A 16,744-nucleotide genomic window follows, 5' to 3' on the forward strand; every position below is an offset into this window, starting at 1 on the left:
CGCAGCCTGTAGATAAAATCTCTAATCTTTTATCTTCTCTATTTGTATACCCGCGATATGACGAGCTTCCTCCAATAGAGGAGGACATCTGGGAGCGTGTTTTTCAAGCAGCTCCAAACGGGTATAAGATTCCGGATGTCAGCATTGTTCAGTCCCTTCTTTAGAATGCTGCTCATTCATAATATTTTGGGCAACGTCTCTAATACGAATTCAAGGAGTAAAGGGGCCACCTTAAATGAGGTGACCCCTAGTGTTGTTTAATATATGAAGACAAGTCTCTATTTTTTACTTTTTCAATGAAATGCCAAACGTAGAGCCAACCTCGCCCGCAAAGACAACGCTGCCGTTCTCTGGCAATACGACCTGATTGTTATCACTGATAACGGTATGGTTTATGCATATTCCGGCTTGATTATAGACGGCAAAGGAGCCGTGGGCAGGCATGTTAACCGTCAAAACTTTTCCTTTATCCTTCGCTGAAACGGTATACCATTTGGCTTCGCCGTCCGCTTGGATCGTTGCCCAGGATTGTTTACCCGAATAGAGCGGTTTTACAAGCTCCCCACTGGCGTATAGGTTGCCTGCTGCCTTCAAATACTCTACTCCATTTTTCTTGAAAAATTCGATTTCCATCGTGTCACGGCCATCCATGCCAGGGATTTGCAGCTGGTTAACGGCTTTGTTTGCTCCAATAATTTTATGATTCAACACATACCCTGGAACTGCTTTAATGGTCTGAAAAGGTATGATAGGTGTTGAATGGAGGTAGGACGTTGATGTGTATTTTCCATTCACCCAATAATATTTTTGACCGTCACGCTGTTCCCATGCGTCAGCTACGTCTTGAGCCAATGGGTTGTCTTCAAGCTTCTCGGCATTATACTCGGAGATTGCCGTTTGTCCTATCCCCGGTACAGCTATATAGGAGCGGGACCACAAGTAGGCATGCCCATTTTTCTCCTCAACGAATTTTAATTTCTCTGTGCCTTCATCGTTTACAAAAGAACCGTCAGCAGTGTACGTATACGTTTGGGCAGGATTGTTCGGAGCCGTAACCGTGGATACAGCCATTTCGCCCTCAGTATTCACTTCTATCTTCAATAACTTATTTGAACCACTACCATAAATACCCGCGTACTGTGTTATTTCTTGCGGCATGTCTGCCTTAATAGGCACGCCATACGACTCCTCCGGTTTCCGTTCTTTAATAACACCCTTCTCCTGAAGGACGCTAAGCAGCAGTTCATTGGCGATCATTTGGTCTAATGCGCTTGAACCACCTGAAGAGATAACAGCGGCAGACAGCTTGTATTCCGGGAGCACGACTAAGGATGAATGATACGAAATCGTGTCGCCACCTTTGGAAAGGGCCTTAATGCCGTATTCGTTAAAGGGGAACAAGTGGACGCTATCCCAGCCTAGCCCGTAGGAGAGGTAGGACGGATTGGCTTCCTCCGGCCACATGCCGCTTTTATACTCCTCTTGTGCCATCGCTTCTAGCGATTTTGCAGAGAGAATGCCTTCAGCCTGTCCTGTGAAAATTTGTGAAAAGGCAGCGAGATCTTCAGCTGTGGAGTAAAGCCCTCCCGTTGCAATAATATTATAATTCTCTTGTGGAAGCTGTCCCTCGTACAGCGGGGAATAGCTGCCGGCCAGCGCCGCTTGATCAATGAGATCCTGCGGTGTTTTCGTATGGCTCATGTCTAGAGGCTCAGTAATATATTTGTGTATAAATGCTGTAAAGCCGATGCCGCTAACTCTTTCTACCAGAATCTCAGCCAACGTAAAACCATCGTTGCAATAGACTGAAAAGGCTCCGGGATCTGCCTTTAAGCTTTGGGTCGCCAACTGCTCTAGAAAAGTATCATGTGCATAAGTATCATTATCCCCGTACAAGGTTGCATTATTGCCCGTCGTTCCGAGTAAGCCGGAGGAATGATTCAGCAGCATTCGTGGTGTAATCTGTTTGTAGCGGTTGTCTTTCATCTTAAAATCAGGGATATAGTTCACAACGGGCAAATCCAAATCTACCTTGCCCTCGTCTACAAGCTTCATAACAGCCGCCGTGAGAAACATTTTGCTTGTAGAACCGATGCCGTATATTGTTTTTGAGGAAAGTGGAATCGAATCCGTTAAATCATTTTTTCCTGCATGCCCCGAAATCGTAATTTCCCCGTCATCGATGAGCGCGTATTGGACGCTTGTGATGCTGTAGGTTTCTGTCAGCAGCTTGGTTTTCTCAGCCGCTATTTTTTTAGCCGCATCAAAAGCAAGTGGGTTGCTATTCGCAGCAGCCATTGCAGACATGGGAGCCAGCATACTCAGCGCGAGGGTGACAGCGACAATGGAAGTTCGTTTCATGTTTATCTACTCCTATCTTCAGCAGTGTATTCAGCTGCCTTAAGGGCCGCTAAATAAAGCTTATATGACGGGGATGTCCTCACCGTGACGTCATTATGAACGGAGTATGAATAAGTAAAAAAATGCCATGGCATCATATGCAAGTAAGCTTGCACATATGGCCATGGCATAGGGAATACTAAAAGCGTTTATCTGCTTGTCGGACTGAAACGCCGCGCGCCGCCAGGGGACGGCTTTCGGCCGTTTCACCTTGCTTCTTCCATAAACGCCTTAAGGTTTTCAGCGATTTCTTTGGATCTGGTATGGTGCAAATAATGTCCGCCTTCAAAGGTCATCACTTTTCCATGCACAGAATCTTTAATTTGCTCTTCATGCAGCGGTATCCAGGTTGGAATGTCTTCATTATTCGCTTGGATAAAGAAAATAATCGGAAGCTCTTTTGGAAAGGTTAAATGTTCAGCTGCTTTAAAGTTAGCAGAAATATTTTTCATTTCATTTAGCATCGTGGGACTATTGCTGTTCTTGAGCGAAAGCATGCTCAGCTGTTCTTTTGTTTCCTCATCATATGGAAGTCCTTCATAAGGGTCGCTGCCTGTTTTCACGATCAATCGTTGCAAACCGGATTGTTTGAGAAAACCAAACGTTTTTAATGGGAATTTCACATCCATGCCGGGTTGTGTCGGAACACTGCTGTCGATGCCCACAAATGCAGTAACTTCGCTTGTATATTTGTTTGCATAATCGATACCGTAAATGCCTGCAATCGAGTGGCCCATTAGAATATAGCGGTCAATGTTAAGGGCTTGCAGCGCTTCATGGAGTTCATTTACTATATTTTCTGTCGTTCTTTCCTTATCGGTTCCATCACTTAAGCCATAACCAAATGGTTCAACTGCAACTACTTTGTAAGAGGGTGACAGCTCATCGATTAGCGGTTTAAAATCGAGCGCCGGCGCTGCTGTTCCATAACCCGGCAGAAGCACGATGGTTTCTTTGCCTTCCCCTTGAATCAGCACATTCATCTTTTTCCCGTCTACGGGTACGAGCTGACCATAGGCATGTATTTTGCCTTGCTCAGATTTGCTGCTGACCTTGTTGACTATAAACACAATAGCCATAAAAACGACTATTGCTATCACAATTGCTGCCAATATTTTAAGTAAAACCCTAAGCCATTTTTTCATAATCGTATCTTCTCCTGTCGTTATCTTGATAGTAGACTGCCTTAAAGGCTGCTCATGTAAGCTTATACGACGAAGATGTCCTCGCGATGACGACAATGTGAACGGAAGATGAACGAGCAGTCTTTTATTTTGCACATCCATTTATTTGCGAAATATATTCAAATGCGGTTGTTCCATATACGCCTTTAAAATGTTTATTTAAATGAGTTAAATCAACAAAACCGCATTCAGCTACTGCTGAATAAACATCGCTATTTTTTTCAATTAATTGCTTGGCATATTCGATCTTGCAGTTATAATTGAAGCTCTTCACAGATCTCGTCAAGCTTAAGGACATGTTCAAAATGGGCATGAAGCATATCCTTTGCTTTTTATCCTTTTTCTCAATTACGTCTAGAAGCAATTGCGGTTCAATATACAGCATGACATAATCGAGGCCTGTCTTATCATGGGCCATACCGTCATGCGCCTGCTCTGGATTAAAAAGCATAATGCCGTTTTGGTAGGATAATTGCAAACCGCCATCCATGTTATAATGTTGAATCCCACGCAAGGTTACACCTATTGCATATTCCTGATGAGCGTGCTTTTTATATTTAAAATCAGTCATGCTTGCTGACAGCGCAGTAATATTTGCCGATTTTTTATAAATAAATTTGTCCACTCGATTCACCTCTATCTAAGTACACCTGAACTACCTTTGGATTTAAAAACTGCATAAGGAAGCCTGACTTAAAGGTAGCCGTATGGTTTGCAGCTGGGTTTGATGCATCCATTTTGTAGACTTGATAAGCGAGATAGATCATATAACAGCTTCCCACTATCTGCATCACCAATAGAATTTTCGGCAATATCGTTAAGAGCGCCGTATTCAACATAGCCGATATAACGAGTAATAGTCCAAAACCAACCGCTGCTCCATACGTATATTTCAAGGCTAGTTTGGCACCCGAATTTTGCACGGTAGATAATATGACGATATTAGTAGGACCTGGTGTAAAAGTAGCAATCACGCAATAAATTAAAAAAGATGTCATATCCATGAGAATACCCCTTTCAAGCTATTCTCATATGCTACATCTTAAAGGGATAAGCCTATAGTATATTATTGCAGATAAAAAGCTTCTTCCGCCATGGATCTAAGTGGAAAGGAGCCGTTCATTGTGGTTTGAAAGAAGAAATGATACGCGCAATCGCTTCCGGGCTTTCCTCGCCATCTGATTCCAGCCATTGATTAATGACTCCCATTGAGCCATGAACCATATAAGTAAAAGAGTAGTCCAATGCGGACGAGTCTTTTCGGTTTGGGTCATCTCCTTTTCTTTGCAAATAATCTTGATGAACCTCAACCAGCACCTCGGATAAAAAGCTGCTTTCTCCTCGATCCGAAATCATGATGCGAAAAATTGTTTTCTTCTCTTGGATAATGTTCAATAGCTTGATCAAGGAGCCATCTTCCGCGCATGGACTTTGATCCTTTTGCAGCGTCTCCCATAGTTCTTGATTAAATTCCTTCTGCATCACTTCAAATAATTCATAAGGATCTTTGTAATGCAAATAGAAGGTACCTCGGTTAATGTCAGCTTGCTTGCATATTTCGGTAACCGTTATTTGCGGCAATTTCCTCGTTTCCAATAGAGCAAGAAAACACTGCTTAATAAGCTCCGTCGTATATTTGGTTCTTCTATTGTTTTTTACTCCGACCATAAGATCCGTCCCTTTCCGTATCTAATCGAACAAACGCCAGGGAAAGTGTTGAATGAATAACATTATTCCGCATATTGATGATTGAGCTTGCGGCTATTTTGAGATTATACTATCACCATGATATTAAATCAACAGGTGTTCATTTTATAGGGGTGGACGAAACGGCAATCACATAGTCGTTCCTCTTATTCCTGCGGCATAAATTTATTTCAACGAATAATTGGAGAGTGAATAAAAATGACAACTAGCATGAACAAACCCAATATTCTCATTGTAGGAGCGGGGGCAGTAGGCTTCTCTGTCGGCTACCATCTCAGTTTGTCCGGCGCTAACATTACCTTCCTCGTGCGAGAAGGACGGAAAACGGCATTCCAATCTCCTCAACAGCTTTATTGCTATGACGATGCAACACTGAAAAATTTTACCGGCTTCAACGTCATTGAGAATGTCGCTGAACTGGCGGATACACCACTTCAGTTTATTTTCATTACACTTGACGGAAATGCCAGTCGAACGGCAGAAGGCATGGCTATGTTGAGCAAATTAGGCGACATCGTGCGCGCTTCTAAAGCTACTGTCATTATGAACGGTTTCGGGATTGGCCTTCGCGAGCACTATATCAAGGTCATGCAAATTTCGGAAGATCGCTTGCTAAGAGGAATTCTCGGCATGCTCAGCCACCAGGGAAGCGCGAACCTGCCTGTACATGCACCAACAGATCCAGCGAAAATAGCAAAGGCTGTTGTCTGTTACAAGCATCCCACGAACAAGGTCGGCTTCCAAGTCGAGACCAACAATAAAGCGGCAGCGAAGCAATTCATTGAGCTTTACAACCGCAGTAAGATTTCGCGCTGTGGTCAAGTAAGCCCATCGATGTTTAACATTTATTCCAGTATTGGCTTTCCTGTATATGCAGCGTGTGACATTGCGGGCTGGTCTGATTTTTCGACGGTTTCGGCGAACAAGGAGCTTTGGCGGCTTGCCATCCGTGCACAAGGCGAAATAGCGGCACTGCCGCAGCATGGATTGTTGGGCAAATTAATGGCCTTGGTTATGGGGCCGCGCATGACGGCAAACGTGCACATTAAAATGGAGCGGGACATGCTGCCGCTAGATTATCAGGCATTCAACCGCTTCCATCATGGCGGCAAGGTTCGTGCTCAGGACGTTGAATCGATGCGTAGCTCCCTTGCCGAAGGGCAGCGTCGCGGCCATCAGATGCCAGCTCTGCAGGAATTGCTGAAACGTCTCTCGAAGCACGAAGCGGCAAGTTAAGGGCATTTATAGATCAGGTAATGAACGCTGGATAGAAAAATGAGGAAATAGTTGAATGGTCGATATTCGGGGATGAAACGTGTGTAGGCCGTTCTAGATTTAGACATCAGCATTTATGAGCAGGACCAACGGATGTCTAAAAATGAACAACGTGATGCCTGAGGTGCTTCCGGCAGCAATATAAGCACAACGAAGGAGCTTGCCGCGGCGGCTCCTTTTTTCTTTTTCGCCGACAGATCCGAAACCTTTAAGTCGAACCTAATCACAAAAAATTACTCCACTTCAATCTCTTTTACGGTTTCACCTTCAACTAACACGGGTTGGTAGTAGGTGTTGGTAGGCAGGTCTTTTTTTCCTTGTAAATTTTTAATGACCCAGTCCGCTGCGTCCCGTCCCATTTGTTCTTGGGGGTGCGTCAGAGTCGTCAGTTTAATATTCGCATTTTTGGCGATATACGAATTGTCCTGGCCAATGATGGATAGTTCATCTGGAATGGATATCCCCAGTTTTCTGCAGGCATGCACAACTTCCAGCCCTACCTCGTCGTTGTAGCAAACAAGCGCAGTCAGAACATCCCTGTTGTCGTTTAGGAACTCCTCCAAGCTCGTGGAGAGGTTCGGCTTCGTCGCCGTGTCGAAGGAAAGCACCTGCTCGGGGTGAAACCGCAGTTTGGCTTCCCCAAGTGCCTTAATATATCCCTTCATGCGATATTTTCCTTGCAGATCATCCATTTTCGCGATAATGCCAATCTGGGAATGACCTTTAGCAATCAGTTCCCGGGTTGCGAGATAGCTGGACTGCACGTCATCCAAACAGAAGAAAGGGACCTCCAGCTCTTCATAGAAGGCGTTAATCATGGTGAACGGAACTTCCTGCTCCTTGAAAGACAGGTAATAAGCAATATTGGGGTTGTATAAATTGCTTTTGGTCGGCTCAATAATGAGACCGTCCACGCCATAGGACAGCATCATTTCCAGCGCCTTTTTTTCCTGCATAATATCATTATTTGTACTGGCTAACAGTAACGAATAGTTGTCTTCATTCAATCGGCCTTCAATACCACGGATAATAGAGGGGAAAATGTAATCCGAGATATAGGTCGTAATGACGCCTATCGTTTTTTTGGCGGCATTCCCGCCCGATCTGGAGCGGTATTGGCTGCTGACATACGTCCCAGATCCTTTTTCGCTTCTTAGGAACCCTTCATTGGACAGCTCTAAAATGGCCTTCCGAACCGTCTGGCGGCTAACATTATAACTGCTCTGCAAAGCAGATTCTGTAGAAATTTGCTCTCCTGCTTTGTACGTTCCTGACAGGATATTGCTTTTTATATCATCAATGATGATCTGATACTTTGGCTTCACGCAATCCACTTCTTTCATCGTTGTTCAGAAAGTTGTACGTACACATTCTAACATGATTTGCAGCGAATGAAAATGCAGTACCATTTTTCATGAAAAAAATGAGGTAATTCCATGCTTTTTACTGGGATTTTACATGGGGAAATGTCTGAAAAGAAGAAGCTAACTCCAAGGATTAAGAGGAGAGCGTGCCGTTGTAAGTATAACTATTTGTTTGTATTGACAAATGTACGTACAAAAAATATACTAAGGCTGTCACTAATGGAAAGCGCCTTCTTTTGATTAAATCGTTACGCCTCTCTTTAAGAGGTGAACCGTTTAATTAGGAGCAGCTATTATACGAAACAACATAGACCCGTTATTATGAGGTGTCACATTCACTTTATTTTCCATCCTTCAGGTTTAAAAACCGCGAACAGAGAGGGGACATGCGTGATCATGAATCATGTAGAGTTGAAAGAAGCGATAACTAAGGGAGAAACTTCGCTGGGGATCGAATTTGGATCTACGCGGATTAAAGCGGTATTGATCGATCATCGTTTTGAGACTATCGCATCAGGAAGCTATGAATGGGAAAACCAATTGAAAGACGGATTTTGGACATACAGCCAAGAGGATATCCTCACCGGCCTCCAAACGGCTTATCGCGAAATGAAGCAAGAAGTGGAACGCAAATACGAGGTCACCCTTAAGACCGTGGGCTCGATCGGATTTTCCGCAATGATGCACGGCTATATGGCGTTCGACAGCACGGGTGAATTGCTCGTACCGTTCCGGACTTGGCGCAATGCAACAACCAGCGAGGCAGCAAGGGAACTGACGAACAAGTTCCAATTCAATATTCCTGAGCGCTGGAGCATCGCCCATTTGTATCAAGCGATTTTAAACAAAGAGGAGCATGTGCCTCGTATTGATTTTGTGACGACTTTGGCCGGTTACATTCACTGGCTGCTAACTGGCAATAAAGCGATTGGTATCGGGGATGCCTCTGGTATTTTTCCTATTGACGAATCGACTCATAATTACCATCCATTGATGGTTAAGCAATTCGATGAACTGATCTCAGCGGGCGGTTATCCGTGGAAGCTTGAGGATCTTCTTCCGAAAGTCCTCCTTTCAGGCGAGCAAGCTGGGGAATTAACGGAGGCGGGAGCCCGCATTTTGGACCCGTCACTGGATCTGCAGCCAGGCATTTTGCTTTGTCCTCCGGAAGGTGATGCCGGGACAGGCATGGTTGCCACGAATAGCGTGAGAAAGCGTACGGGGAACATCTCTGTAGGCACCTCCGTTTTTGCGATGATTGTGCTTGAGAAGGAATTATCCAAGGTCTATCCGGAAATCGACATGGTCACGACGCCAGACGGGAGTCCGGTTGGCATGGTGCATGCCAACAACTGCTCCAGCGATATCAACGCATGGATGGGATTGTTCCGCGAATTTTCTGCAGCCATGGGCTACGAAGCGGATAATGCAAAATTGTTCAGCGTCATGTTTAATAAAGCTTTGGAGGCCGACCCGGATGGCGGTGGTTTGCTGAGCTACGGTTATTACTCCGGCGAAAACATTACCGGTATTGAAAAAGGCCGTCCGCTATTCGTGCGCTCGCCGGAGAGCAACTTCACTCTGGCTAATTTCATGCGCACCCATCTGTTCACGGCTTTCGGAGCACTCAAGCTTGGCATGGACATTTTGACTGAAAACGAGCAAGTCGCCATTGACAGCATTTTGGCTCACGGCGGTTTATTTAAAACCCCTGTCGTCGGACAAAAAATGGTAGCCGCGGCGATGAACGTTCCGATTTCCGTCATGTCTACAGCCGGCGAAGGCGGGGCGTGGGGAATGGCGCTTCTTGCTTCTTATTTGATCAACAAGGATCAGCAGGAAAGCCTGGACGACTTCCTTGAACAGAAGGTCTTTAAAGATGTGGAAGGGCAGGAAATTTCTCCAGACCCATCCGATGTGTTGGGTTTTGAATTATTTATGGAGCGCTACCGGAATGGGCTGGCCATTGAGCAGGCTGCTGTAGACCATCTGATAGAGAACGGGAGGGACTAGCGATGTTAGAACAGCTGAAGGAAGAGGTATATGAGGCGAATTTGGAATTGCCGAAGCATGGACTCGTAAAATTCACATGGGGCAATGTAAGCGCCATTGATCGGGAAAGCGGACTCTTCGTCATCAAACCAAGCGGTGTCAGTTATGACAAGATGAAGGCGAGCGATATGGTCGTTGTCGATCTAGATGGCAATGTGGTTGAGGGAGAGCTAAGACCTTCCTCTGATACCGCGACTCATGCCGTATTGTATAAACATTACTCAGAGATCGGCGGCATCGTGCATACCCACTCCACTTGGGCAACGATCTGGGCACAAGCAGGACTTGATGTGCCGGTCATGGGAACGACGCATGCGGATACCTTTTATGGAGCTGTGCCTTGTGCCCGTTTCCTGAATCAAGGGGAGATTGACCGGGGTTATGAGGCCGAAACGGGACGTGTCATCATTGAAACTTTCGAGCAGCGCGGGCTGGATGTCATGGCGATACCGGCTGTCCTTCTCCATGGTCACGCACCGTTTACGTGGGGCAAGGATGCAAAATCGGCAGTCGTGAACAGCGTCGTGCTGGAGGAAGTTTGCAAAATGAACTTGTATGCACGGCAATTGAATCATTTTGCCAAAGAACTGCCGCAAGGCATTTTGGACAAACATTATTTGCGCAAACATGGGAAAGACGCTTATTACGGGCAGAAATAATCATTTTATCCACGACTAAAATTAGAAAAGAGGATGATCGGTATGTCAGTAACATTAGCTAAAGAGTTTTGGTTTGTCGTAGGTTCTCAAAACCTGTATGGGGAAGAAGCATTGGCTGAAGTGAAAGCACATGCTCAGACGATGACGGATGCCTTGAATGCAAGCGGTGTGTTGCCTTACCCGGTTGTATTGCAGGATCTGGCTGTCAGCGCAGATAAAATCACAAGCATTATGAAAGAAGTCAACTATCGCGACGAAGTGGCGGGCGTCATTACGTGGATGCATACGTTCTCGCCTGCGAAAATGTGGATTCGCGGCACGAAATTGCTGCAGAAGCCGCTGCTTCACTTGGCAACTCAATACAACGAAAGCATTCCTTGGGCCACGATCGATATGGACTTCATGAACCTGAACCAGGCCGCTCATGGTGACCGCGAATACGGCTTCATCAATGCCCGTCTGAAGAAGCAAAATAAAATCGTCGTAGGCTACTGGGAGCGTCCGGAAGTGCATCAGCAAATTGCCGACTGGATGGACGTAGCAGTTGCCTATAACGAAAGCTTTAACATCAAGGTTGCTCGTTTTGGCGACAATATGCGCAACGTCGGCGTTACGGATGGAGATAAAGTTGAAGCTCAAATTCAATTCGGTTGGACGGTAGATTATTACGGCATCGGCGACCTCGTACAATACGTAAATGCCGTTACGGAGCAAGAAATCGACGATCTGATGGGGCTTTATGCAGAGCTATATACATTTGATTATGGCACGAGCAGCAAAGAGTCTTGGGAAGCTAGCGTAAGAGTACAAGCGAGCTATGAAATCGCGATGAAACGTTTCTTTGAAGAGAAGGGCTACAATGCCTTCACTACGAACTTCGAGGATTTGCATGGGATGAAGCAGCTTCCGGGTCTGGCTGTCCAACGCCTGATGGCACAAGGCTACGGCTTTGCCGGTGAAGGCGACTGGAAGACGGCTGCGCTTGATCGCTTGCTGAAAGTGATGAGTCATAACCAAAATACAGGCTTTATGGAGGATTACACATATGAGATGGCAGCTGGGCAAGAAGCCATTCTGCAATCTCATATGCTCGAAGTAGATCCGACCTTGGCCAGCAACAAACCAACAATCATCGTTTCCCCATTGGGTATTGGCGATCGCGAGGATCCAGCGCGTCTCATATTCGACGGCAAAGCTGGCGAAGGCGTCGTCGTCTCCATGGCGGATTTCGGCACCCATTACAAGCTGTTAATCAACGAGGTTTCCGCATTCGAGCCAACGGTTCCAGCTCCTAAGCTCCCTGTAGCTCGTGTGCTGTGGACGGTGAAGCCGAACTTCCAGGATGGCGTAAAAGCTTGGATTGAGAATGGCGGCGGCCATCATACGGTCGTTTCCTTGAACCTGACGACAGACCAAATCGTGACTTATGCTAAACTTGTGAACCTGGAGTACGTTGTAATCAAGTAACATTACTATTTATTCGAGCAGATAAGCTTTTTCCTTAAGGCCGGAGGTGAACCTCCGGCCTTTTTCTTTTGCTCTAGGGTGTGTATGCAAACGGGAGCCCTTCTGCTGCTCCTTGTTAAGTGATTATTCGAGGCAAATCTCTTCGGACCATTCAAGGCTTAAGGAACCACAGCATGCAATTGTTGCTGAGAGCACAGTTGCAGTGAGCACTGTGGCTGAGAACACGCAGTTTTGGAAGAGAATTTCTTTTTTGGCGGACTGAGTTTCCGTTATTCTGGCTTTTGATTCCCTTTCGGGCATTAAGCGGACAGGAGATCCGCTATTGCCTTAATAATCCTCTCAAAATGACGATGTGCAGCGCATTAGCGGCCCCTGAGTCCGCAGCCTCTGCCGTAGCCCATGATTCGATTAAAATAGCGGTTTCTGTGTCCGCCAAGTCTGTCTATATGTCTTTGTGCAGGGAGCAAACCCCAGAAACGAAGAGCATGAAGCAGACTTTTGGTACGTAGGTTCACATTTTTCATATTTAGAAGTTGTGCCATTACCGGCAGTAGAGGGAAGACGTTTGAACGCTGGCTTTTATCGGAAACCAGCTCGCTTGCGTTTGCATACACGCTCTAGTTCATTATATTTACTGCTTTGGCAATTGAAGTTGGGGGATGGGTATCCAGCTGTTCATTTTCGGCAACAAAACGAATTTTCGAACCGATTTTCATAGCGTCAAAATCAAATTCTTCTGCGGAAATGTTTCTTACATCCAACCAGTGTAAATCGAATTTATTAGCCCTTAGAATGTCCTCGGCATTTTGATCAACTATCGTTTCTAATTTGGACTGCAACTCAGTATTTTCTATATCTAATGCAAGCAGAATTTTCTTGCGTCCTTCCAAATCATGTTTTGCAACAACGAAAGCTTCAAGTGTAAGGAGTGAGTTTTTCGATTTTTTTGAATGGTTAGAGCCTCCGTCGTTACTACTGCAACCAGTGACTACAAAAAGGAAAATCAAGAAAGATAATATATATTTCAATGTGCTCACCACCTAACCCTCACTAATAATATCTATAAGACGCTTAAATTGTAGTGAGGGTTGCAAACCCATGAAAAGCCTAAAATGATTCGCCTTTTTAGTTTGTAAAGGTATAGGTTCATAAAGCTTGGTGGAACGTATCTTCCACCTTATTTCAGTAGAAAGCAAAAAAACACATTGTCTGCGACTTCGACAATGTGTTTTTTTGCTTTTTTACTTTTGTGTTCTGCGATTAAAATAATCACTTAAAGATTAGCTTTATAGAAAGCTCCCCATTTTACAACAGCTTGTTTAACCGGTTCTGGTCTGTCGTAGAGATCGTAGTAACTTGCACCTTCAACAATATACAAATCCTTTTGTATAATAATTTTACTTAAGAAGTATGCTTAGATATTTCAGAAATATCACGGAGTTCAAAATCCAAGCTTCGAGTCAAATATTTGTTGAAAAAACTTGAATCAATTCCTGTCAGCTGATGGAAGAAGGGAATTTCGGCTTTCCAATCATTCTCAATCATTTGACCAATGTCAATAACTCCTTTTTTTGAAACGAAATCAATGATGGTTTTGATTTTCATTGGTTTCTGAATTGGAATTACGTTATCAAGGGGTTCAAACTCCAAATAACCTTTCCGATGCATGGCTGCATAGAAGTTACGATGATCCTTTGGCTGAAGGATTCCAAGATTAGCTGCTCTATACCCCAACACCTGCAACGATGTTTTCCATTTCTTTTTTAAATCCAAATAATCATCTGGATTGGTAAGATGGGACACGTCCTGCATATCGGTGGTGAATTCGTCTTCAGGCAATAATAAAGCGCCAGCAAACATATTTGCTTCATTCTCAATAAGTTTGTGTTCTTTTCGTTCTAAGTTCGTAAACTCCATACGATAATGAAGTAATAAATGACCTAATTCATGAGCGATATCAAAGTTCCTACGAACGGCGGAACGCTTCATATTGCCAAGTATAATATATGGCCTATCCTCCAGAGTCCAAAGGCTATAGGCATCAATTTCTTCACCAATAGCCTTTTCAAACACGAAAACACCGCTTTTTTCAATTAAGAACATAAGATCATCATTATTCGTTTTTGATAGCTCAAGTCTTTGTCGTGCCAAGAGAGCAACATGGTTGATTTGAACAGATCTATCGTCCTCTGTATGATTTAAATACGCTATAACTTCATCGCGTAATTTAATCATTTTAAGGGTGGGATAACTAATTTTAGTTGTAAGATAGTTGACAAATACATTCAAAAATTCAACATGCTTAGCCTCTGCTTGTGTTTTTGAGATGACATTCAGCACTTTTGAGCGATAAGCAATATTCGTTAAGTCGATATTGGCTGAAGTGATATTCTTTTCAAGCATATCTTCTATATAGAAATATTTACTTTTCACTTGAAAAATCTGTTTTAACTCATTTACGATTTGCATTTTAGGAGATGTATAAGCATTCTCGTATTGCCAGACTGCTTGTTCGGTTACGCCTAACTTGTCGGAGAGCTCTTTACGCGAATATCCGTGCATGATTCGTAAATTGGTTAGGTTCTTACCAATAAACATGCCTGCTGCCTCCTAATTTATTTAACATAATGCCATTTTATATATCTTGTTTTTTATCTTTTTCAATAATACCAATATCAAATGCTGCTGGGTCCATACGATCATCATTTAATTCAGGTGCTACTACTTCTCGGTCCTCATCAGATAGTGTAGCTCCTGAGATGAAATCGGACAGATCCTCGACAAGGTATGCGATGTTATCATTTGGATTAGGAAGGTAGTGCAAAACCTCAGAAATTTGATACGCTTCATCAATAGAATAGGTGAGTATGTGGAATTCGTTGTAAGAAGATTTGAAATGATCCAGGTCGGCTTTGACTTTACTTTCTAAAATAAATAAGGAAAGTTGTTCGACTCGCTCTGTTCGTTTTCCTCTTTTTAGCGATTGTTCTGATGAGGAAAATGCTAAATCTTTATTTATTTTTGAGAGTTCGTGAAGATAGGTGCGAAGAGACCCATTGCTTTCGCTCTCATCTGGGAGCGTAGCTTGTGAAAAGCAATCTTCATTGAAATAAGCGGCATTTTTAATAAGAAAAAGAATTTTGGAATCTCCATTCATGAATTGGAGGTAGTCCCATGTTAATCCAGCCTTTGCTTTCTTGTATGTAAATCCATGAGCGATGCACTCTTCAGCGAGTTTGCTCTCAATAAAATTACCCTTAGTCCAAGAAAACGCAGAGCTGATTTTCATTTTTGATTTTCTGTCTTTCCGATGATCAACATAGTCACGATAACCTTCAACAATAGCATCAACAATCATATTATTATGTGCAGGACTAAACTTGTATTTATCCACATCAAACACCCCAGTTCAATAATATGAAGACAGTTCATATTGTAATCGAAGTTGGGGTGCATTGAAATGATTTTTTTTGTTTTTTTTAAAGTTTGAATCTATATCTTGCTTTTTCTTTATAGTAGTTAGTTCGAATTATTGACTGATACCCATTTATGGCAACAAAGAATGGAATTGGAACGTCTAGTTATTGTACTTCCTAGTAACGACTTGGGAATAAGCAAAGCAAAAGGAGCGCATCCATGAAGCTAAATGCCGGAAAAATCGTGGTGGTGGGAATCGTTGCTGCGATTCTCATCCCTATTCTGCTTTACGCGGAGTTTCAATACGGCTTTTACCAAAAGTTCCGATTCGAGCAGCGGGCGGAGCATTATTTGGCGGAGACCTATGCCGAAGACATGACGATTGTGAACGTTCGTTATTTATGGGATAACATAGAACCGCTAGTAGCGACTGTACAGCCAAAATCCGATCCATCGCTCCAGTTTTATATCTACCATAGTAAGGAACGGGAGCTCGGATTAACGGACGACTATGCGACCACTTTTTGGAAAACACAGGCGATGAATGAAGCGGAGGCACTACTGCGTCCCATACAGCCTGATTACGCTCGCCACGCGAGTATCGATTTTTCCTGCTGTAAGGTCAGTGAATATGATTTTGCGTCGATTCGCGGGGAAGTGCCGCATTACGGAACTACAAAACTGCCCTTCGATTTAGCAGTTACTCTGGAACGGGCGATGGAAGCAAACGATTTAGATCATATGTATCATTCGGTGGCGGCTCTTCGGGAATCCGCATCACTTGTGCTGGGGAGCCTCGTTTTCCGCTTTCCGCTTCCGGAGACAGGCGGCTTCGCTGTATTTGAGATTCCGGGTGATGCCTTAAATGCTGTCGCATCCGCAGCGGATGTGGAAGCCTACAATGCAACGAGGATACCTGCACAGGAAATGGCCGAGCGGATCGGAGCCTCTCTTGAGTGGAACGAGCAGAAGAGCGAGGCGATTTTCTCCCGGGATGATACGACTTTGGTCGTTCGCAGCTGGGGAAATGAGGCGGTTGTGAACGGAAAGCCCACTGCTGACCCAATAGGCGCTTATATTGGCGACTCCATGCAGCTCATGGTGCCAGTCTGGTTGGTCGAGCGCGCTTTTAAAGAGAAAATAGCACTGTGGTAGCCTTTTTAATGGACGGACCATACTATTTAATTCGTGCAGCTGTTAAGATAAGTTCATGCAATAT

At 44.2% G+C, this 16,744-nt stretch carries 12 protein-coding genes and 2 pseudogenes; 5 read left to right on the forward strand and 9 right to left on the reverse strand.

Features of this window, described 5'->3' with window-relative positions:
- Window positions 1-285: 285 nt before the first annotated feature.
- From AC50Y5_RS21690 to AC50Y5_RS21710, 5 genes and pseudogenes are all read right to left on the reverse strand, one after another.
- On the reverse strand, window positions 286-2,361 hold the full coding sequence (locus AC50Y5_RS21690; RefSeq protein WP_494863679.1) for a serine hydrolase domain-containing protein: 2,076 nt from the start codon (window positions 2,359-2,361) through the stop codon (window positions 286-288).
- A gap of 245 nt (window positions 2,362-2,606) precedes the next feature.
- Entirely contained in the window at window positions 2,607-3,545 is a 939-nt protein-coding gene (locus AC50Y5_RS21695; RefSeq protein ID WP_494863681.1) for an alpha/beta hydrolase, read from the reverse strand.
- A 124-nt stretch (window positions 3,546-3,669) separates the two neighbouring features.
- Window positions 3,670-4,209: pseudogene (locus AC50Y5_RS21700) on the reverse strand (AraC family ligand binding domain-containing protein).
- A 28-nt stretch (window positions 4,210-4,237) separates the two neighbouring features.
- Window positions 4,238-4,588 (reverse strand): annotated as a pseudogene (locus tag AC50Y5_RS21705) (LysE family translocator); the annotation flags it as partial.
- 115 nt (window positions 4,589-4,703) lie between these two features.
- A complete protein-coding gene (locus tag AC50Y5_RS21710) occupies window positions 4,704-5,252 on the reverse strand; it encodes a TetR/AcrR family transcriptional regulator (protein ID WP_056032184.1) in 549 nt (182 codons plus the stop codon).
- A gap of 237 nt (window positions 5,253-5,489) precedes the next feature.
- Between AC50Y5_RS21710 and AC50Y5_RS21715 the strand changes: the two genes are divergently transcribed.
- On the forward strand, window positions 5,490-6,527 hold the full coding sequence (locus tag AC50Y5_RS21715) for a ketopantoate reductase family protein (protein WP_200931589.1): 1,038 nt from the start codon (window positions 5,490-5,492) through the stop codon (window positions 6,525-6,527).
- A 272-nt stretch (window positions 6,528-6,799) separates the two neighbouring features.
- Here the strand turns inward: AC50Y5_RS21715 and AC50Y5_RS21720 are convergent, their stop codons facing one another.
- Window positions 6,800-7,891, reverse strand: coding sequence for a GntR family transcriptional regulator (locus AC50Y5_RS21720; RefSeq protein WP_056032181.1), 1,092 nt, complete (start codon window positions 7,889-7,891; stop codon window positions 6,800-6,802).
- Between the two features lie 435 nt (window positions 7,892-8,326).
- Here AC50Y5_RS21720 and AC50Y5_RS21725 point away from each other — a divergent pair, with 435 nt between their 5' ends.
- From AC50Y5_RS21725 to araA, 3 genes are read left to right on the forward strand one after another with little or no spacing between them, the layout of a single operon-like run.
- The gene (locus AC50Y5_RS21725; protein WP_494863683.1) at window positions 8,327-9,943 is read left to right on the forward strand and encodes a xylulokinase; all 1,617 of its coding nucleotides are present in this window, start codon (window positions 8,327-8,329) and stop codon (window positions 9,941-9,943) included.
- A gap of 2 nt (window positions 9,944-9,945) precedes the next feature.
- The gene (locus tag AC50Y5_RS21730; protein WP_056032178.1) at window positions 9,946-10,641 is read left to right on the forward strand and encodes an L-ribulose-5-phosphate 4-epimerase; all 696 of its coding nucleotides are present in this window, start codon (window positions 9,946-9,948) and stop codon (window positions 10,639-10,641) included.
- Window positions 10,642-10,683: 42 nt separating this feature from the next.
- Window positions 10,684-12,108: an L-arabinose isomerase gene (gene araA, locus AC50Y5_RS21735; RefSeq protein WP_099517569.1), complete on the forward strand. Its 1,425-nt coding sequence runs from the start codon at window positions 10,684-10,686 to the stop codon at window positions 12,106-12,108.
- Window positions 12,109-12,725: 617 nt separating this feature from the next.
- Here araA and AC50Y5_RS21740 read toward each other — a convergent pair.
- The 3 genes from AC50Y5_RS21740 to AC50Y5_RS21750 all read right to left on the reverse strand — a co-directional run bounded on the left by AC50Y5_RS21740 (window position 12,726) and on the right by AC50Y5_RS21750 (window position 15,502).
- Window positions 12,726-13,136: a hypothetical protein gene (locus tag AC50Y5_RS21740; RefSeq protein ID WP_494863685.1), complete on the reverse strand. Its 411-nt coding sequence runs from the start codon at window positions 13,134-13,136 to the stop codon at window positions 12,726-12,728.
- Window positions 13,137-13,509: 373 nt separating this feature from the next.
- The gene (locus tag AC50Y5_RS21745) at window positions 13,510-14,706 is read right to left on the reverse strand and encodes a spr1629 family repressor/antitoxin (RefSeq protein WP_056032169.1); all 1,197 of its coding nucleotides are present in this window, start codon (window positions 14,704-14,706) and stop codon (window positions 13,510-13,512) included.
- Between the two features lie 37 nt (window positions 14,707-14,743).
- Window positions 14,744-15,502, reverse strand: coding sequence for a spr1630 family ClpXP-sensitive toxin (locus tag AC50Y5_RS21750; RefSeq protein ID WP_056032167.1), 759 nt, complete (start codon window positions 15,500-15,502; stop codon window positions 14,744-14,746).
- A gap of 242 nt (window positions 15,503-15,744) precedes the next feature.
- On the opposite strand from AC50Y5_RS21750, the gene AC50Y5_RS21755 reads away from it, so the two are divergent.
- Window positions 15,745-16,680: a stalk domain-containing protein gene (locus AC50Y5_RS21755; RefSeq protein WP_056032164.1), complete on the forward strand. Its 936-nt coding sequence runs from the start codon at window positions 15,745-15,747 to the stop codon at window positions 16,678-16,680.
- Window positions 16,681-16,744: the final 64 nt, after the last annotated feature.

The organism is Paenibacillus sp. JT22N7, assembly GCF_059383875.1.

Bases quoted from the DNA above. Each gene is read 5' to 3' on its own strand.
- AC50Y5_RS21690 (WP_494863679.1), bottom strand. From the start codon at position 2,361: ATGAAACGAACTTCCATTGTCGCTGTCACCCTCGCGCTGAGTATGCTG.
- AC50Y5_RS21695 (WP_494863681.1), bottom strand. From the start codon at position 3,545: ATGAAAAAATGGCTTAGGGTTTTACTTAAAATATTGGCAGCAATTGTG.
- AC50Y5_RS21710 (WP_056032184.1), bottom strand. From the start codon at position 5,252: ATGGTCGGAGTAAAAAACAATAGAAGAACCAAATATACGACGGAGCTT.
- AC50Y5_RS21715 (WP_200931589.1), top strand. From the start codon at position 5,490: ATGACAACTAGCATGAACAAACCCAATATTCTCATTGTAGGAGCGGGG.
- AC50Y5_RS21725 (WP_494863683.1), top strand. From the start codon at position 8,327: ATGAATCATGTAGAGTTGAAAGAAGCGATAACTAAGGGAGAAACTTCG.
- AC50Y5_RS21730 (WP_056032178.1), top strand. From the start codon at position 9,946: ATGTTAGAACAGCTGAAGGAAGAGGTATATGAGGCGAATTTGGAATTG.
- araA (WP_099517569.1), top strand. From the start codon at position 10,684: ATGTCAGTAACATTAGCTAAAGAGTTTTGGTTTGTCGTAGGTTCTCAA.
- AC50Y5_RS21745 (WP_056032169.1), bottom strand. From the start codon at position 14,706: ATGTTTATTGGTAAGAACCTAACCAATTTACGAATCATGCACGGATAT.
- AC50Y5_RS21755 (WP_056032164.1), top strand. From the start codon at position 15,745: ATGAAGCTAAATGCCGGAAAAATCGTGGTGGTGGGAATCGTTGCTGCG.